Source organism: Streptomyces sp. NPDC053665 (genome assembly GCF_055585285.1).
In genome coordinates this window covers 1-17,199 of the sequence record NZ_JBVJKK010000012.1, presented here as the reverse complement: position 1 = coordinate 17,199, position 17,199 = coordinate 1, and the positions used below count along the sequence as shown (strand labels likewise).

Annotated in this window: 10 protein-coding genes; 8 read left to right on the top strand and 2 right to left on the bottom strand. The window is 72.8% G+C overall.

The window, feature by feature from the left end; translation table 11 throughout:
• Positions 1-4: 4 nt before the first annotated feature.
• Positions 5-1,249 carry a L,D-transpeptidase gene (locus tag ACZ6ZN_RS32340; protein ID WP_398106469.1) on the bottom strand — a complete coding sequence of 415 codons (1,245 nt, stop codon included), beginning with the start codon at positions 1,247-1,249 and terminating at the stop codon, positions 5-7.
• Positions 1,250-1,438: 189 nt separating this feature from the next.
• On the opposite strand from ACZ6ZN_RS32340, the gene glgX reads away from it, so the two are divergent.
• The 7 genes from glgX to ACZ6ZN_RS32305 all read left to right on the top strand — a co-directional run bounded on the left by glgX (position 1,439) and on the right by ACZ6ZN_RS32305 (position 12,894).
• On the top strand, positions 1,439-3,688 hold the full coding sequence (gene glgX / locus ACZ6ZN_RS32335) for a glycogen debranching protein GlgX (protein WP_469651721.1): 2,250 nt from the start codon (positions 1,439-1,441) through the stop codon (positions 3,686-3,688).
• 161 nt (positions 3,689-3,849) lie between these two features.
• Positions 3,850-5,658, top strand: coding sequence for an ABC transporter ATP-binding protein (locus tag ACZ6ZN_RS32330; protein ID WP_469651719.1), 1,809 nt, complete (start codon positions 3,850-3,852; stop codon positions 5,656-5,658).
• Positions 5,655-7,502, top strand: coding sequence for an ABC transporter ATP-binding protein (locus tag ACZ6ZN_RS32325; protein ID WP_469651718.1), 1,848 nt, complete (start codon positions 5,655-5,657; stop codon positions 7,500-7,502). The genes ACZ6ZN_RS32330 and ACZ6ZN_RS32325 overlap by 4 nt, the downstream gene beginning before the upstream one ends.
• 117 nt (positions 7,503-7,619) lie before the next feature.
• Positions 7,620-8,135, top strand: coding sequence for a DinB family protein (locus tag ACZ6ZN_RS32320; RefSeq protein ID WP_469651716.1), 516 nt, complete (start codon positions 7,620-7,622; stop codon positions 8,133-8,135).
• A gap of 260 nt (positions 8,136-8,395) precedes the next feature.
• Positions 8,396-10,453 carry a M4 family metallopeptidase gene (locus ACZ6ZN_RS32315; RefSeq protein WP_469651714.1) on the top strand — a complete coding sequence of 686 codons (2,058 nt, stop codon included), beginning with the start codon at positions 8,396-8,398 and terminating at the stop codon, positions 10,451-10,453.
• 209 nt (positions 10,454-10,662) lie between these two features.
• Positions 10,663-12,303 (top strand): M4 family metallopeptidase, encoded by a 1,641-nt coding sequence (locus ACZ6ZN_RS32310; RefSeq protein WP_469651712.1) that lies wholly within the window; start codon positions 10,663-10,665, stop codon positions 12,301-12,303.
• Between the two features lie 69 nt (positions 12,304-12,372).
• Positions 12,373-12,894 (top strand): DUF1990 domain-containing protein, encoded by a 522-nt coding sequence (locus ACZ6ZN_RS32305; RefSeq protein WP_398106478.1) that lies wholly within the window; start codon positions 12,373-12,375, stop codon positions 12,892-12,894.
• A 48-nt stretch (positions 12,895-12,942) separates the two neighbouring features.
• Here ACZ6ZN_RS32305 and ACZ6ZN_RS32300 read toward each other — a convergent pair whose 3' ends face one another.
• Complete coding sequence (locus ACZ6ZN_RS32300) at positions 12,943-15,561, bottom strand: glycosyltransferase family 1 protein (protein WP_469651710.1); 2,619 nt, start codon at positions 15,559-15,561, stop codon at positions 12,943-12,945.
• Positions 15,562-16,348: 787 nt separating this feature from the next.
• Here ACZ6ZN_RS32300 and ACZ6ZN_RS32295 point away from each other — a divergent pair.
• Positions 16,349-17,199, top strand: an 851-nt coding sequence (locus ACZ6ZN_RS32295) for a maltotransferase domain-containing protein (protein WP_469651708.1), incomplete at its 3' end; no start/stop codon positions are given.

The following is a 17,199-nucleotide window of genomic DNA, read 5'->3' as shown; positions in this document are numbered from 1 at the left end:
CGGGCTACTTCACCGCACTGCCCGCCTTCCATGCATTCCAGCCCATATTCCATCCCCCGAGCCCGTTGTCGGGAGCGACCTTTTTGTCATTGCTGTTGACGACCTCGATGACGTCCCCGACGAGGCTGCGGTCGAAGAACCAGCCGGCCGGGGTGTCCGAGCCGCCGCCCTTCACGTCGCGCAGTCCGATGCAGCCGTGGCTGACGTTGGTGCGCCCGAAGACCGAGCGGTGGGCCCAGTAGTTGCCGTGCAGGAACGTGCCCGAGTCGGTCAGGCGCATGGCGTGCGGGACGTCCGGGATGTCGTACTCGCCCTTGCCGTCGCGCTTCTTGAAGCCGACCGTGGCGCCGTTCATCCGGGTGACGTCGAGCATCTCGGTCACCACCATCTTGCCGTTGTAGGTGGTCGTCCTCGGGGCCCCCGCCGTCACGGGCACGGTGGCCAGCGGCTCGCCGTCGCGCCGCACCTCCATGGAGTGGGCGGCGGCGTCGACGACCGAGACCTGGCTGCGGCCGACCGTGAACGCGAACGCCTTGTGCTGCAGGCCGTAGACGCCGGGTGCGCCCTCGACGTCCCGCAGGCGCAGCGAGACGGTGACCTTGGTGCCCGGCTTCCAGTAGTGCTCGGGGCGGAAGTCGAGGCGGGTGCGGCCGAACCAGTGCGGACGGACCTCGACGGGCGGGCGGGCGGTCACGGTCACCGCGCGCTCCACGGCGGCCCGGTCCGAGATCGCCCGGTTGAACGCCAGCGAGACGATCATCCCGGTGCCGACCGTGGCGCGGTGCTCCGGGGCGACGTAGCCGATGAAGCGCTCACCCGGGACGTAGGTGGTGAAGGTGGTGTGCCGGGCCGAGCGGCGCCCGCCGGCGTCCACGGCCACCGCGTCGACCGTGTACTTGGCGGCCAGCGCCAGCCGGTCCTCTCGCGGCTCCCAGCTCAGGCCGTCGGCGGAGATCCGCCCGGGCACCGGCGTGTCCTGGGCGTCCTGGGAGCGGACGGCCTTCACCGACTCCAGCCGCCCCTCGGACACACGCACCCGCAGCTTCCTGCCGGGGCGCACACCCCTGCTCCCGTCGCCGGGCGAGACCTCGATGACGTCCCCGGGCGCCCGGGGCGCACCGAAGGCACCGGCGATGCCGCCGCCGTCGTCCGAGGTACAGCCGGTGGCCCCGGCGAGGAGCCCTGCCCATGTCACTACGGCGGCCAGCGCGGCCCTCGCGCGCCGCGCGCGCCCTTGTACGTGCCTCACGGGGTGCCCAACGACCGGCCGCGCCCCCGGGAAACGACCATGCCCGCCTCCGGGGAAACGTGAGTGCGACCCATGCTCTGGGCAGAACAGTGGGGAGGACGGCGCGCAGGGGAGCCGCGACCCGGGCCGCAGCACCAGGGCCGCACCCCCCTGTTCCCCGTCGTTCCACGAGCCGCGGGAGGCTGACAGGTGTCCAGCGCAGCCGAGCAGGAGGCGGTGGCCGGTCGTCGGGCCACCGAGGAGGGGCGCCAGGCCTCCGTGAACGGGGCGCGGAGGGCCGCGCCGCCGCCCGTCGTGCCCGCCCGGCCGGGCGCGCCGACACCGCTGGGCGCCCGGTTCCGGGCCGGCCCGGCAGGAGTGGCCGGGACCAACTTCGCGTTGTGGGCGGGCGGGGCCGAGGGGGTGGAGCTGTGCCTGTTCGACGAGGCGGGCAAGGAGTCCCGGGTGCGGCTGGCCGAACTGACCCACGGGATATGGCACGGCTTCGTGCCGGGCGTCCTGCCCGGCCAGCGCTACGGCTACCGGGTGCAGGGGCGCTGGGACCCGTGGACCGGTGCCCGCTGGAACCCCGCGAAGCTGCTCCTGGATCCGTACGCCCGGGCGGTCGACGGCGACTTCGGGCTGCCGCCCGAGGTGTACGGGCACGTCCGTGACTGGCCGCAGCAGCACGTCGCCGACACCGTGCGCGACGACCGGGACTCGGCGCCGCACGTGCCGAAGGGCGTCGTCGTGCACGACGACGACGACTGGGCGGACGACCGGCGTCCCAAGACGCCGTGGGCGGACTCGGTGATCTACGAGCTGCACGTCAAGGGCTTCACACAGCTGCACCCGGACATCCCCGGGGAGCTGCGCGGCACCTACGCCGGCCTCGCCCACCCGGCCGCGATCGAGCACCTGGTGAAGCTCGGCGTGACCGCGGTGGAGCTGCTGCCGGTGCACCAGTTCGCGCACGAGGACCACCTGCTGCGCCGCAGCCTGCGCAACTACTGGGGCTACAACTCCGTCGGCTACTTCGCCCCGCACGCCGCCTACGCCGCCTCCGGCACCCGGGGCCAGCAGGTCGGCGAGTTCAAGCGGATGGTGCGCGCCCTGCACGCGGCCGGCATCGAGGTCATCCTGGACGTGGTCTACAACCACACCGCGGAGGCCGGCGAGCTGGGCCCGACGCTGTCGCTGAAGGGCATCGACAACCGCGGCTACTACCGCCTCCAGGACGACGCCCGCCGCTACGCCGACTACACCGGCTGCGGCAACACCCTGCACGTGGTCCAGCCGCACGTGCTGCGCCTGATCACGGACTCGCTGCGCTACTGGGTCACCGAGATGGGCGTCGACGGCTTCCGCTTCGACCTGGCGGCGGCGCTGGCCCGCTCGATGCACGACGTCGACATGCTCTCCCCGTTCCTGGCGGTGATCGCCCAGGACCCGGTGCTGCGCCGGGTGAAGCTGATCGCCGAGCCCTGGGACGTGGGGTCGGGCGGCTACCAGGTGGGCGCGTTCCCGCCGCTGTGGACGGAGTGGAACGACCGGTACCGCAACGCCGTGCGGGACTTCTGGCGGCACGCGCTGCCGGACGTCCGCGAGATGGGCTACCGCCTGTCCGGCTCCAGCGACCTGTACGCCTGGGGCGGGCGCCGGCCCTACGCGTCGGTCAACTTCATCACCGCGCACGACGGGTTCACGCTGCGCGACCTGGTCTCCTACGAGCGCAAGCACAACGAGGCCAACGGCGAGGGCAACCGCGACGGCACGGACGACAACCGGGCCTGGAACTGCGGCGCGGAGGGCGAGACCGGCGACGAGGACGTCCTCGCCCTGCGCCGCCGGCAGCTGCGCAACCTGCTCACCACGCTGCTGCTGTCCACGGGCGTGCCCATGCTGGTCGCCGGCGACGAACTGGGCCGCACCCAGCGCGGGAACAACAACGCCTACTGCCAGGACAACGAGATCAGCTGGCTGGACTGGGGGCTGCTCGACGAACCCGGCTGGCAGGCCCTGTTCCAGCTGACCTCCCGGCTGATCGCGCTGCGCCACCGCCACCCCGTGCTGCGCCGCCGGGCGTTCTTCTCCGGCCGGGCGCACTCCGCCGACGGGTTGCGCGACCTGGCCTGGTTCACCTCCCGGGGCACGGAGATGACCGAGCAGGACTGGTACGCGCCGGCGGCCACACTCGGGATGTACCTGTCCGGCCGGGACATCCCGGGCCGGGACGAGCACGGGGACCAGGTCCTCGACGACAGCTTCCTGGCCGTGCTGCACGCGGGCGAGGGCCCGGTGAGCTTCGTGCTGCCGGGGCCGCCGTGGGCGGAGCGGTACGAGGTGGTCGTGGACACGAGCCTGGAGGAGCAGGGGCGGGCGCCGGGCGTCGAGCACCCGGCCGGGGCGGAGATCACGATGCCGGCCCGGGCGGTGCTGCTGCTGCGCGTGGCGGGATGACACCCTCCGGCCGCTGCCCTTCGGCCGCTGCCCTCCAGCCGCTGCCCTCCGGACGCCCCGGTCCGGCCGCTCGAACCGGCAGGTCGTAGGACCGGGGACCGAGGCGGACCGGGCGGAAATCCGGTGGGCAGCGTCAGTGGTGAACCGTAGGCTCGCTGCTGATGTCCACGACACCCGCCCCCGCCCCCGACCGCTCCGCCGTGCGTTCGCTGCTGCGCCTGTGGCCGTACGTGCGCCCCGTGCGGGTGCGGCTGTTCACGGCCGCGTTCGTCGCGATACTGGCCTCCTGCGTGGGGCTGGTCATCCCGCTCGTGCTGAAGTGGATGGTGGACGGGCCGATCGCCGGCCGGGACCCGGCCGGCGTGTGGCTCGGCGCCCTGTACCTGCTGCTCCTCGGGTTCGCGGAGGCCCTGCTGTTCGGGCTGCGGCGGTGGCTGGTGGCGCGCCCGCTGTCCCGGGTCGAGGCGTCGATGCGGGCGGATCTCTACCGCCACCTCCAGCGGCTGCCGGTGGCCTTCCACGACCGGTGGGCCTCGGGGCAGTTGCTGTCCCGGGGGACGACGGACCTGATGCTGCTGCGCATGTTCCTCGCCTTCCCGTTGACGTTCCTGCTGGTCAACGGCGTGACGATTCTGGTCGGCGTGGTCATCATGCTGCTCCAGGACGCCACACTCGGGCTGGTAGTCCTCGGGCCCGCGGTGCCCGTCGTCGTCATGTGCGTGATCTTCGAGAAGCGCTACGCGGCGGTGGCCCGGCGCGCCCAGGACCAGGTCGGCGACCTGACGACGGTCGTCGAGGAGAGCGTGCTCGGCATCCGCATCATCAAGGGTTTCGGCCGCCACCGCAGTCAGGCCACGGCGTTCCGGGACCTGTCGCGCACGCTGCGCGGCACGGAGCTGCGCAAGGCGCGGCTGCTGGCGGCCATCTGGGGCGTGATCGTCACGCTGCCCGAGGTGGCGATCGGCGCCGCGCTGGTGGTGGGTGTCGTGCAGGTCGCCGACGGGGCGCTGTCCGCGGGGACGCTGGTGGCGTTCCTGTCGACGGCGCTGGCACTGCGCTGGCCGGTGGAGTCGATCGGCTTCCTGCTGGCGATGAGCCAGGAGGCCGCGACCGCCACCGAGCGGTACTTCGAGGTGATGGACGAGAAGGCCGAGGGAACCGCGTCCGCCGCGCTCCCTGCGCGTCCCGCCCCCGCCGGACCGGTCCCCGCGGACAAGGGCCTGCGCTTCCACGGCGTCACCTTCCGCTACCCCGACGCCCCACCCGGCTCCCCGCCGGTCCTGCGCGACATCGACCTGCACATCCGCCCTGGCGAGTCCATGGCCCTGGTCGGCACCACCGGCAGCGGCAAGACCACCCTCACGGCTCTCGTGCCGCGGCTCTACGAGGTCACCTCGGGGCGCATCACCCTCGACGGCACCGACATCACCGAGCTGTCGAGGGACGCCCTGCGGGCGAAGGTCGCGGTGGCGTTCGAGGAGCCCACGCTGTTCTCGACCTCGGTGGGCGAGAACGTCCTGATGGGCGCCGGTGACACCGCCTCGTCGGCCGACCTGGAGCGCGCCCTGGCCGTGGCGCAGGCCGACTTCGTGCACGCGCTGCCGCAGGGCGCGGACACCCGGGTCGGCGAGCAGGGCCTGAGCCTGTCCGGCGGGCAGCGCCAGCGCCTGGCCCTGGCCCGGGCGGTCGTCGGGCAGCCGGAGTTCCTCGTCCTGGACGATCCGCTGTCGGCCCTGGACGTGCACACGGAGGCCGCCGTGGAGGCGGCCCTGCGGCAGGTGCTCGCGGACACCACGGCCCTGATCGTGGCGCACCGCCCGTCGACCGTGCTGCTCGCCGACCGTGTCGCCCTGCTGTCCGGCGGCCGGATCACCGCGGTCGGCACCCACCACGAACTGCTGCGCACCAGCGCCGAGTACGCGCATCTGATGGCCGGGGACCCGGCGGGGGAAGAGGGGGACGGACGATGACGGCGGCCACGACCGCACCGGCCGACCGGCGGCCCGGGGACCCGGCGGCCGCCGGTGACCCCTTCGACCAGGACCTCCTGCCCACGCCGCCGGGCGCGACCGCCGCGCTGCTGCGTTCCCTGCTCGCGCCGCTGAGGGCCCGGGTCGTGGTGACGACGCTGCTGCTGCTGGTGCAGCAGGCGGTCGTGCAGGCGGGTCCGCTGCTCGTGGCGTACGCCATCGACCGGGCCGTTCCGGCCTTCCGGGCGCAGGACCACGGGCCGCTGATCGCGGTGGCCGCCGGGTACCTGGCCTGTGCGCTGGCGGCGGGCGGGCTGCAGTTCGCCTTCGTCGCCGCGGCGGCCCGGGTCAGCCAGGACGTGCTGCTGGACCTGCGGGGCCGGATCTTCCGGCACGCGCAGGCGCTGAGTGTGGACTTCCACGAGCGCTACACCTCGGGCCGGCTCATCTCGCGCGCCACGACGGACGTGGAGTCGTTGCGCGAGCTGCTGGACGAGGGCCTGCAGGAGCTGGTGACGGTCGTCCTGTCGTTCGTCTACATCTCGGCGATGCTGCTGTGGCTGGATCTCGGCCTCGGGGGCGTGGCGGTGGCCTCGCTGGTGCCGCTGTACGCGCTCGTGCGGCTGTACCAGCGGCGGGCGGGGCGGGTGTACCGTGCGCGCTCGACCGCCATCGCCGCCGTCATCGTCCGGTTCGTCGAGACGATGAACGGCATCCGGCCGGTGCGCGCCTTCCGCCGCGAGGCCGTCAACGACGCCGAGTTCGGCGTGCTGAACCGGCGGCACGAGCGGACCAACGGCGACGCGCTGCTGGAGATGGCCCGCTACGTCACCGGCTCGCGTCTGATCGCGAACACGGCGGTGGCGGCGATCGTGCTGTGGGGCGCGCACCGGGTCGCGGACGGCACGCTCGCCCTCGGCGTGCTGGCGGCTGCGGTGCTGTACCTGCGGCGGCTGTACGACCCGATCGACCGGCTCGGGATGTTCCTCAACTCGTACCAGTCGGCGGCGGCGTCCCTGGAGAAGATCGCGGGCCTGCTGGCGCAGACCCCTTCCGTGCCCGAGCCGGCGCACCCGCGGCAGCTGCCGCCGCTGCCGGGCGAGCACCCGGGCCGCGAGGTCGTCTTCGACGGCGTGCGCTTCGCCTACCGCACGGGTGGCGAGATCCTGCCCCGCTTCGACCTGACGATCCCGGCCGGCCAGACGGTCGCGGTCGTGGGCTCCACGGGCGCGGGCAAGTCGACCCTGGCCAAGCTCCTGGCCCGGTTCTACGACCCCTCCGAGGGCCGGGTGCTGCTCGACGGCGTCGATCTGCGCGACCTGGCCGTGCCCGAACTGCGGCGCGGGGTGGTCATGGTGACGCAGGAGGCCTTCCTGTTCTCGGGCACGGTCGCCGACAACATCGCGATCGGCCGCCCCGACGCGACCCGCGCGGAGATGGAGCAGGCGGCGAAGGCCATCGGTGCGCACGACTTCATCGCCGCGCTGCCCGACGGCTACGACACCGACGTCCGCAAGCGGGGTGGGCGCATCTCGGCCGGGCAGCGGCAACTGGTGGCGTTCGCACGGGCGTTGCTCGCCGATCCGGCGGTGCTGATCCTCGACGAGGCGACCAGCTCGCTGGACGTCCCGGGCGAGCGCGCGGTGCAGCGGGCGATGGCGACGGTGCTGAAGGGCCGTACGGCGGTGGTGATCGCGCACCGGCTGTCCACGGTCGAGATCGCGGACCGTGTCCTGGTGATGGAGCGGGGCGCGCTCGTCGAGGACGGCACCCCGGCCGAACTCGTCGGCGGCACGGGCAGGTTCGCGGACCTGCACCGGGCCTGGCGGGACAGCCTGGCGTAGAGGGCGCGGGCCCCCGGCGGCCCGCGCCCCCCGGGGCCCGCGCCCCCGGGGGCCCGTTCCCGTCGGGCTCCCGCGACGGGGTCGACACCCGTCCCGGACCGAGGGAAACTCCTCGCGATGACGCGACGAACCGATACGCCTCCCACCTGGGACGAGCGCACGCAGCTGGCCACCTTCCTGGACTACGCCCGTGACACCGCGCGCGCCAAGTGCGAGGGCGTGTCCGCCGAGGACGCCCGCAGGGCCCCGCTCCCGGGTTCACCGCTGATGACGTTGTGCGGGCTGATCAGCCATCTGCGGTGGGTCGAGTACTACTGGTTCCAGGTGATGTTCCTGGGCGAGGAGCTCGCCGGGCCGCTCGCCGAGGCGGGCGACGACGACCCCGACCCCGAGATGCGGACAGCGGTCGACGTCCCGTTGCCCCGGCTTCTCGCCGAGTACGAGGAGCAGAGCTCCCGCTACCGTCGCCTGGTGTCCGACCACGACCTGGACGCGACGGCCAGGCGTCCCATCAGTGACGGCCGCCACGTCGACCTGCGGTGGGTGATCCTGCACCTCATCGAGGAGACGTCCCGCCACAACGGCCACCTCGACGTCGTGCGCGAACTCGTCGACGGGCAGACCGGCGCCTGAGACCCGTCGTGCGGGTCGCGGGCGGAGCCGCAGCCGACCGCTGCCGTGATGACCGTGCGTGAGTCACAGGGGCGAAGCGTTCGTATAGCGAACATGAACTTCCGGTCAACGAACCGTTTCCGGCCATAGTGTTGACGCGCTCCTGACAGAAAGCGCGGTCCCCTGCCACGCTTCCGTGGCGACTGCTCCACAGCAACCCCACAGCAACACCTCCACCTCCCCAGGCCGGGCGACCCCCGGTCCCGCAGAAGGAGTCCGTGTTGAGAAGCAGTTCCTCGCGCAGAGCCACCTCCCACAGACCCGCTGCCCGCACCCGCCGCACCGCGGCCGTGGCCCTGGCCGGCGTCGCCGCGCTGATCGCCGCGGCCGTCCAGAGCGGCAGCGCCGTCGCGGCACCGGCGAAGGCACCGTCGGCCGCGAGCAAGGCGAACCCCGGCTCCGAGTCGGTCAAGCTGACCCCCGCCCAGCGCGCCGCGCTGATACGGGACGCCGACGCCGCCAAGGCGAAGACGGCGAAGCAGCTGGGCCTCGGCGCCAAGGAGAAGCTGGTCGTCCGGGACGTGGTCAAGGACCGCGACGGCACGGTCCACACCCGCTACGAGCGCACCTACGACGGACTGCCCGTCCTCGGCGGGGACCTGGTGGTCGAGACGGCGAAGTCCGGTGCGACCAGGGACGTCGTCAAGGCGACCCGGGCCGCCGTGAAGCCGGCCACCACCACGGCCGCACTGCCCGCCGCCAAGGCGCAGAAGCAGGCGCTGGCGGCCGCGAAGGCCGACGACACCAGGAGCGCGGACGTCGACAGGGCGCCGCGCAAGGTGGTCTGGGCCGCGAGCGGCAAGCCGGTCCTCGCCTACGAGACCGTCGTCGGCGGCCTCCAGAAGGACGGCACCCCGAACGAGCTGCACGTGATCACCGACGCGGCCACCGGCGAGAAGCTCTACGAGTACCAGGGCATCGAGACCGGCACGGGCAACACCATGTACAGCGGCACGGTGACGCTCGGCACCACCCAGTCGGGGTCGACGTACAACCTGACCGACGGCGCGCGCGGCGGGCACAAGACGTACAACCTCAACCGGGGCACCTCCGGCACCGGCACGCTCTTCTCCGGGCCCGACGACGTCTGGGGCAACGGCAGCCCCTCCAACGCGGAGACCGCGGGCGCCGACGCCCACTACGGGGCCGCGCTGACGTGGGACTACTACAAGAACGTGCACGGACGCAGCGGCATCCGGGGTGACGGCGTGGGCGCCTACTCCCGCGTCCACTACGGCAACAACTACGTCAACGCCTTCTGGTCCGACAGCTGCTTCTGCATGACCTACGGCGACGGCTCGGGCAACACGCACCCGCTGACGTCGATCGACGTGGCCGCCCACGAGATGACGCACGGCGTCACCTCCAACACCGCGGGCCTGGTCTACAGCGGCGAGTCCGGCGGCCTGAACGAGGCCACCAGCGACATCTTCGGCTCGACCGTCGAGTTCTACGCCAACAACTCCTCCGACACCGGTGACTACCTCATCGGCGAGGAGATCGACATCAACGGCGACGGCAGCCCGCTGCGCTACATGGACAAGCCCAGCAAGGACGGGGCCTCCAAGGACGCCTGGTACTCGGGCATCGGCTCGATCGACGTGCACTACTCGTCGGGCCCCGCCAACCACTTCTTCTACCTGCTGAGCGAGGGCAGCGGCACCAAGACGATCAACGGTGTCACGTACAACTCGCCCACCTCGGACGGCCTTCCGGTCACCGGCATCGGCCGCGACAAGGCCGAGAAGATCTGGTTCCGCGCGCTCACCACGAAGTTCACCTCGAACACCAACTACGCGGCCGCCCGCACCGGCACCCTCGCGGCCACCGGTGAGCTGTACGGCGCGGACAGCGCCGAGTACAAGGCGGTCCAGGACGCCTGGGCCGGCGTCAACGTCGGCACCCGCTCCGGCGGCGGAGGCGGCGGGGGCACCTCGTTCGAGAACACCGCCGACGTGGCGATCCCGGACCGCGGCTCCGCGGTCACGTCCTCGATCACCGTCTCCGGACGGACGGGCAACGCGCCGTCCAACCTCCAGGTCGCCGTGGACATCGTCCACACCTACATCGGCGACCTCAAGGTGGAGTTGGTCGCCCCCGACGGCTCGGCCTACACCCTCAAGGCCTACGGCACCGGCGGGAGCGCGGACAACATCAACACCACGTACACGGTGAACGCCTCCTCCGAGGTGGCCAACGGCGTCTGGAAGCTGCGGGTCCAGGACAACGCGGCCGCCGACACCGGCTACATCAACAGCTGGAAGCTGACCTTCCCGTAGACCGGCAGGTCGCAGGCACCGAGTCAGGGCGTCGCCCCGGTGGGTTCGAATCCCCCGGGGCGGCGCCCGTTTCGTGTGGAGAGGGCAAGCATGCGCCGTCGATTTCCGGCCAACATCACTCGTCACTCCTGACATGTACGCGTCTTCGGTGCCACTCTTCCCCCACCCACCGCACAGCACCGCAGCTTCCCCCACACCTAGGAGCCTGTGTGTCCACCCCTCGCTACACCCGCCGCAAGCGCGCCACGCTGGCCATCGCCACCGCCGTCGCCTCCGGCGCCCTCCTCACCACCGGCCTCGCCTCGGGCAGCAGCGTCGCCGCCGACTCGGCGAGCACCCCGGCCGCCGCGCCCGTGCGGCTCTCCGCACCCGCCCGCACCGCGCTCATCCAGGACCAGCAGGCCGGCGCCGCCCGGACCGCCGACGCGATAGGCCTCGGCGCCCAGGAGGAACTCGTCGTCAAGGACGTCGTCAAGGACGCCGACGGCACGGTCCACACCCGCTACGAGCGCACCTACGCGGGCCTGCCGGTCCTCGGTGGCGACCTCGTGGTGCACACCTCGAAGTCCGGGGCCGCCAAGGGCGTCACGAGAGCGACCAGGGCCGCGATCAAGGTCGCCTCGCTCAAGCCCGCGATCGCCGCCGCCAAGGCCGAGAAGCAGGCCCTGACCCTGGCCGAGGCGGCCGGCTCGGCGAAGACCGAGGCCACGTCCGAGCCCCGCAAGGTGATCTGGGCCGCGAGCGGCAAGCCGGTCCTCGCCTACGAGACCGTCGTCGGCGGACTCCAGGAGGACGGCACCCCGAACGAGCTGCACGTGATCACCGACGCGGCCACCGGCAAGAAGCTGTACGAGCACCAGGCCATCGAGACCGGCACCGGCAACACCACCTACAGCGGCCAGGTCACCCTGACCACCACCAAGTCGGGCACCTCGTACAACCTCACGGACGCCTCCCGCGGCGGGCACAAGACGTACAACCTCAACCGCGGCACCTCCGGCACCGGAACGCTCTTCTCCGGCGCCGACGACGTCTGGGGCAACGGCAGCCCCTCCAACGCGGAGACCGCCGGCGCCGACGCCCACTACGGGGCCCAGGTCACCTGGGACTTCTACAAGAGCGCCTTCGGCCGCAGCGGCATCCGGGGCGACGGCAGGGCGGCCTACTCCCGCGTCCACTACGGCAACAACTACGTCAACGCCTTCTGGTCCGACAGCTGCTTCTGCATGACCTACGGCGACGGCTCGGGCAACGCCAACCCGCTGACCTCGCTCGACGTGGCGGCCCACGAGATGAGCCACGGCCTGACCTCGGCCACCGCGGGCCTGGTCTACAGCGGCGAGTCCGGCGGCCTGAACGAGGCCACCAGCGACATCCTCGGCGCGGGGGCGGAGTTCTTCGCCAACAACTCCTCCGACACCGGTGACTACCTCATCGGCGAGGAGATCGACATCAACGGCGACGGCACCCCGCTGCGCTACATGGACAAGCCCAGCAAGGACGGGGCCTCCAAGGACGCCTGGTCCTCCGGTCTGGGCGGCGTGGACGTGCACTACTCGTCCGGCCCCGCCAACCACTTCTTCTACCTGCTGTCCGAGGGCAGCGGCGCGAAGACCATCAACGGCGTGTCCTACAACTCCCCCACGTCCAACGGCTCCACGGTCACCGGCATCGGCCGCACCAAGGCGCTGCAGATCTGGTACAAGGCGCTGACGACGTACATGACGTCGACGACGAAGTACGCGCAGGCCCGCACGGCGACCCTGAACGCCGCGTCGGCCCTGTACGGCGCGTCCAGCACCGAGTACAAGGCGGTCGCGGCCGCCTGGTCCGCCGTGAACGTCGGCTGACCGAAGCACGACCCCGGGGCGGTACCCGGACCGAACGCCGGTCCGGGTACCGCCCTAGTCTTGGTGACCATGTCTTCCGAGGACTTCAGCTACGCCGATGTCGGCGCCACCCGTGACGAGGGCTTCTGCCCGCCGGGCTTCCGTACCCTGCACGTGCGAACCCGGCTGGGCGAGGGCGAGGAGGTCTTCCGCCGGGCCTCGGAAGCCGTCCTGACCTGGGAGATGCACCGGGCCATGGGGGTGGGCCTGGACGCGAGCGCGGACCGGGCGGCCCCCGGCGTGGACGTCACCGTCACCCTGGCCGGGATGATCAAGGCCCCCTGCCGCGTGGTGTGGACCGTGGAGGAGCCCCGCCGCGCCGGCTGGGCGTACGGCACGCTGCCCGGCCACCCGGAGCGCGGCGAGGAGTCCTTCGTGGTGGACCGCACGGGGGACGGCACGGTGTGGCTGACGGTGCACGCCTTCAGCCGCGCCGCCAAGTGGTACGCGAAGGCGGGCGGCCCCGCGACGCGGGGCTTCCAGCACGCGTACGCCCGCAGGTGCGGCACCGTCCTGCGCGACCTCGCGACGCAGGGTGGTGAGTCGCCCTGAGGGGCGCGGGGAACTGCACGAGCAATCCCCACGCGCCCGCACCGGCACTCAACGCATCAACAACCCCGCAGCCGCCACCAGCTCCTCGGACGGCCCGGCGACCAAGCCCAACTCCGCGCTCGATGCCAACAGCCGATGCGCGGGCAGGATCCGCACCGTGTACCCGAAAGGCCCGGTGCGATCCAGCGACAGGGGCCCTTCGTAGACCCAGCGCCCGTCCTGGTCGGCAGACCCCGCCGGCTTCAGCGGCACGACCGTCGCGTCGCCGATCCGGTCCTGCTCGTCCACCCGTCCCGAGACCACCTGGACCTCCACGTCGTCGGGCCCGAGCTCACCGAGCCCGACCCGCACCCGCAGCCCCAGCGTCGTGCCCAGCTCGGCCAGGGCCTCGGAGGCCGACGTCTCCACGTGGTCGACGGTGACGCCGGGCCAGGCCGCGCGCACCCGGGCCTTCCACTCGGCGAGCTCCCGTGCCGTGTCCGGGCCCAGGGCGCGGTGGGCGACGGCCGCCGGCGCGTAGAGACGCTCGACGTACTCCCGGACCATCCGCCCGGCCAGCACCTTCGGCCCGAGCGAACCCAGCGTGTGCCGGACCATCTCGATCCAGCGGTCGGGCAGGCCGCTGCGCCCGCGCTCGTAGAAGCGGGGCGTCACCCGCTGCTCCAGCAGGTCGTACAGCGCCGCGGCCTCTATGTCGTCGCGGTGGTCCGGGTCGGTCCCGGCGCCGTCGGCCGTGGGGATGGCCCAGCCGAAGTCCGGCTGGAACCACTCGTCCCACCAGCCGTCCAGGACGGACAGGTTGAGGCAGCCGTTGAGCGCGGCCTTCATGCCCGAGGTGCCGCAGGCCTCCAGTGGCCTGAGCGGGTTGTTCAGCCAGATGTCGCAGCCCGGGTAGAGCTTCTGCGCCATCGCCATGCCGTAGTCGGGCAGGAACACGATCCGGTGGCGCACCCGCGGGTCGTCCGTGAACCGCACCAGCTCCTGCACCAGCCGCTTGCCGCCGTCGTCGGCGGGGTGCGCCTTGCCCGCGACGACGATCTGGATCGGCCGCTCGGGGTGCAGCAGCAGGTCCATCAGCCGGTCCCGGTCGCGCAGCATCAGCGTCAGGCGCTTGTACGACGGCACGCGCCGGGCGAAGCCGATGGTCAGCACGTCCGGGTCGAGCACACCGTCGATCCAGCCCAGTTCGGCCGTACCGGCGCCGCGCTGCCGCCACGAGGCCCGCAGCCGCTCGCGGACCTCCTCGACGAGCTGCTCGCGCAGCACCCGCCGCAGGTCCCAGATGTCCTGGTCGGGGATGTCGGCCACCGAGTCCCAGCGCTCCGAGCCGCCGACCGTCAGGGCGTCCTCGGCGCGCTGGACACCGATCTGCCGGGCGCCGAGCCGGAACACCTCGGGGGCGACCCAGGTGGGGGCGTGCACCCCGTTGGTGACGGAGGTGATCGGCACCTCGTCGGCGTCGAACCCGGGCCACAGGCCGGAGAACATCTCGCGGCTGACGTTGCCGTGCAGCAGCGACACGCCGTTGGCGCGCTGGGCCAGGCGCAGGCCCATCACGGCCATGTTGAACAGGTTGGGCTCCCCGCCCGGGTAGGACTCCATGCCCAGCCGCAGGACGCGGTCGACGTCGATGCGGGGCAGTTCGGCGTCGGGGCCGAAGTGCCGGGCGACCAGCTCCCGGTCGAAGCGGTCGATGCCGGCCGGCACGGGCGTGTGGGTGGTGAAGACGGTCCCGGCCCGGACCGCCTCCAGCGCCGAGTCGAAGTCGGAACCGTCGTCGCACAGTTCGGCGATGCGCTCCAGGCCGAGGAACCCGGCGTGCCCCTCGTTGGTGTGGAACACCTCCGGCTCGGGGTGGCCGGTCAGCCGGCAGTACGTCCGTACTGCCCGGACCCCTCCTATGCCGAGGAGCATCTCCTGAAGCAGCCGGTGCTCGCTGCCGCCGCCGTAGAGGCGGTCGGTCACGCCGCGCTCGCCGAGGTCGTTCTCCTCGACGTCGGAGTCGAGCAGGAGCAGCGGGACCCGGCCGACCTGCGCGAGCCAGATCCGGGCGTGCAGCTGCCGGCCTCCGGGCAGCGCCAGGGCGACCTGGGCGGGGGTGCCGTCGGGCTCCTCGAGCTGGGCGACGGGCAGTTCGTTGGGGTCGAGGACCGGGTAGTGCTCCTGCTGCCAGCCGTCCCGGGAGAGGGTCTGGCGGAAGTAGCCGTGCCGGTAGAGCAGGCCGACGCCGATCAGCGGGACGCCGAGGTCGCTGGCCGCCTTCAGATGGTCGCCGGCCAGGATGCCGAGTCCGCCGGAGTACTGCGGCAGGGCGGCCGTGATGCCGAACTCGGGTGAGAAATAGGCGATGGCGGCGGGCAGGGGCTCGGTCTGCGCCTGGTACCAGCGGTCGCCGGTGGTGTAGTCGTGCAGGTCGCCCGCGGCCGCGGCGAGGCGGCGCAGGAAGCGGCGGTCCCCGGCCAGCTCGGCGAGGCGCGCGGGCGGCACGCTCCCCAGCAGGCGGACCGGGTCGCCCCCCGAGGCGGACCAGCGCCCGGGGTCGACGGACTGGAACAGGTCACGGGTCTCGGCATGCCACGACCAGCGCAGGTTGCGGGCGAGATCGCTGAGCGGCCTGAGGGGTTCGGGGAGCACGGGTCGGACGGTGAACCGACGGATCGCCTTCACTTTCCACCTCGTCACGCTGGGCTTCGACACAGGGCTTATCGACGTCGTCTACGACACTACCGGCGTCGGCGCCGCGTCCGCTGAGGCTCTGCGGCCGGACCCCCGATCGGCCCGAACGACACCGTCCGCGGGCGTGGCCGGAACCGTTCGCCGGGCCGTTCCCCCGGTGGTGCACGCGCCACGGGAGGCGGCTGCCGTCGCACCGGCTCCCCTCCGCCGCGCGCGCCGCCCCGCGTCGGTCGTGCGCCGGAGCGGCCGGGGGGGCGCGAACACGGGGGCGACCGGCTGCGAGGGGTACGAAACCGGACTTCTGCGCGAGGGGTCCGACGCCGGCCCCGGCGGTCCGGAGGGCGTCGCGGGCACGTCCCCGTCCGCCGCAAGGGAGCAGCTCGGCCGAGTACCGCGCCGGCGCCGGTTCATGCCGTGAGGACGGTCGCACATCCGCCGGCGAACTCGTCGAGGCCGGCTCCGGTGCAGGTCGGCGGGGGTGCGGCCGCCGCGACGTCGACCGCGGGGAACCTGCTCGCCGACGGACGTTGATCGGACAAGTTACTGCGCGGAGGACGGGGGTAGGGCGAAGGAGCGGCCACTCGGAAGGCCGGTCCCGTGTGCCCCGGAGGAGGCCGGTCTTGTGTGTCGACATACGCGTGAGTAGTTAACAAAGTGCCGGATTGCCCACCCGAACAGGGTGGGAAGGCTCCAGCGGGTACTCCTCTCGGGAACACCACGCAGGACCCACCTCCCCACAGTCATCCGCCCACCCACGTTGACGCGGACAGGAGCGGTCATGCCCGCCAAGCACCACTCGCCAGCACCCCCGAACCGCCGCACCACCGGGGCGCGCGCGCCCGGCGGTGACACACGCCCCGCGCGCCCGGCGGACGCCGGTCCCCCGGCCCCGCCACCGCCGTCCGGGAGCGGGGAGACGGCGGTCGGGCGCATACCCGTCCTCGACGTCCACCCCGTCGTGCTGGGCGGGCGCCGTCCGGCGAAGGCCGTCACCGGCGAGAGCTTCGAGGTCTCGGCGACCGTGTTCCGGGAGGGGCACGACGCGGTCGCGGCCAATGTCGTCCTGAAGGACCCGGAGGGCCGCCCGGGCCCGTGGACGCCGATGCGGGAGCTGGCGCCCGGGACGGACCGGTGGGGTGCGACCGTCACCGCCGGGGAACCCGGACTGTGGACCTTCACGGTGGAGGCGTGGGGAGACCCCGTCAGCACCTGGCGCCACCACGCCCGGATCAAGATCCCGGCGGGCATCGACACGGACGTCGTCCTGGAGGAGGGCGCGCGCCTGTACGAGCGAGCGGCCGCCGGGGTGCCCGCACAGGAGGGATCGCGCGACGTGATCACGGCCGCTGCCGCCGCCCTGCGGGACGAGACGCGTCCCGCGGCGTCGCGGCTGGCGGCGGCGCTGACACCCGAGGTGGACGAGGTCCTGGCCCGGTACCCGCTGCGCGACCCCGTCACGAGCAGCGATTCGATGCCGCTGCTGGTGGAGCGGGAGCGGGCGCTGTACGGGGCGTGGTACGAGTTCTTCCCGCGTTCGGAGGGCACGGCCGAGCGGCCGCACGGCACGTTCCGCACGGCGGCGCGGCGGTTGCCGGCGATCGCGGCGATGGGGTTCGACGTGGTCTACCT

Coding starts and splice junctions, on each gene's coding strand:
- ACZ6ZN_RS32330 (WP_469651719.1), top strand. CDS start 3,850: ATGTCCACGACACCCGCCCCCGCCCCCGACCGCTCCGCCGTGCGTTCG.
- ACZ6ZN_RS32325 (WP_469651718.1), top strand. CDS start 5,655: ATGACGGCGGCCACGACCGCACCGGCCGACCGGCGGCCCGGGGACCCG.
- ACZ6ZN_RS32320 (WP_469651716.1), top strand. CDS start 7,620: ATGACGCGACGAACCGATACGCCTCCCACCTGGGACGAGCGCACGCAG.
- ACZ6ZN_RS32305 (WP_398106478.1), top strand. CDS start 12,373: ATGTCTTCCGAGGACTTCAGCTACGCCGATGTCGGCGCCACCCGTGAC.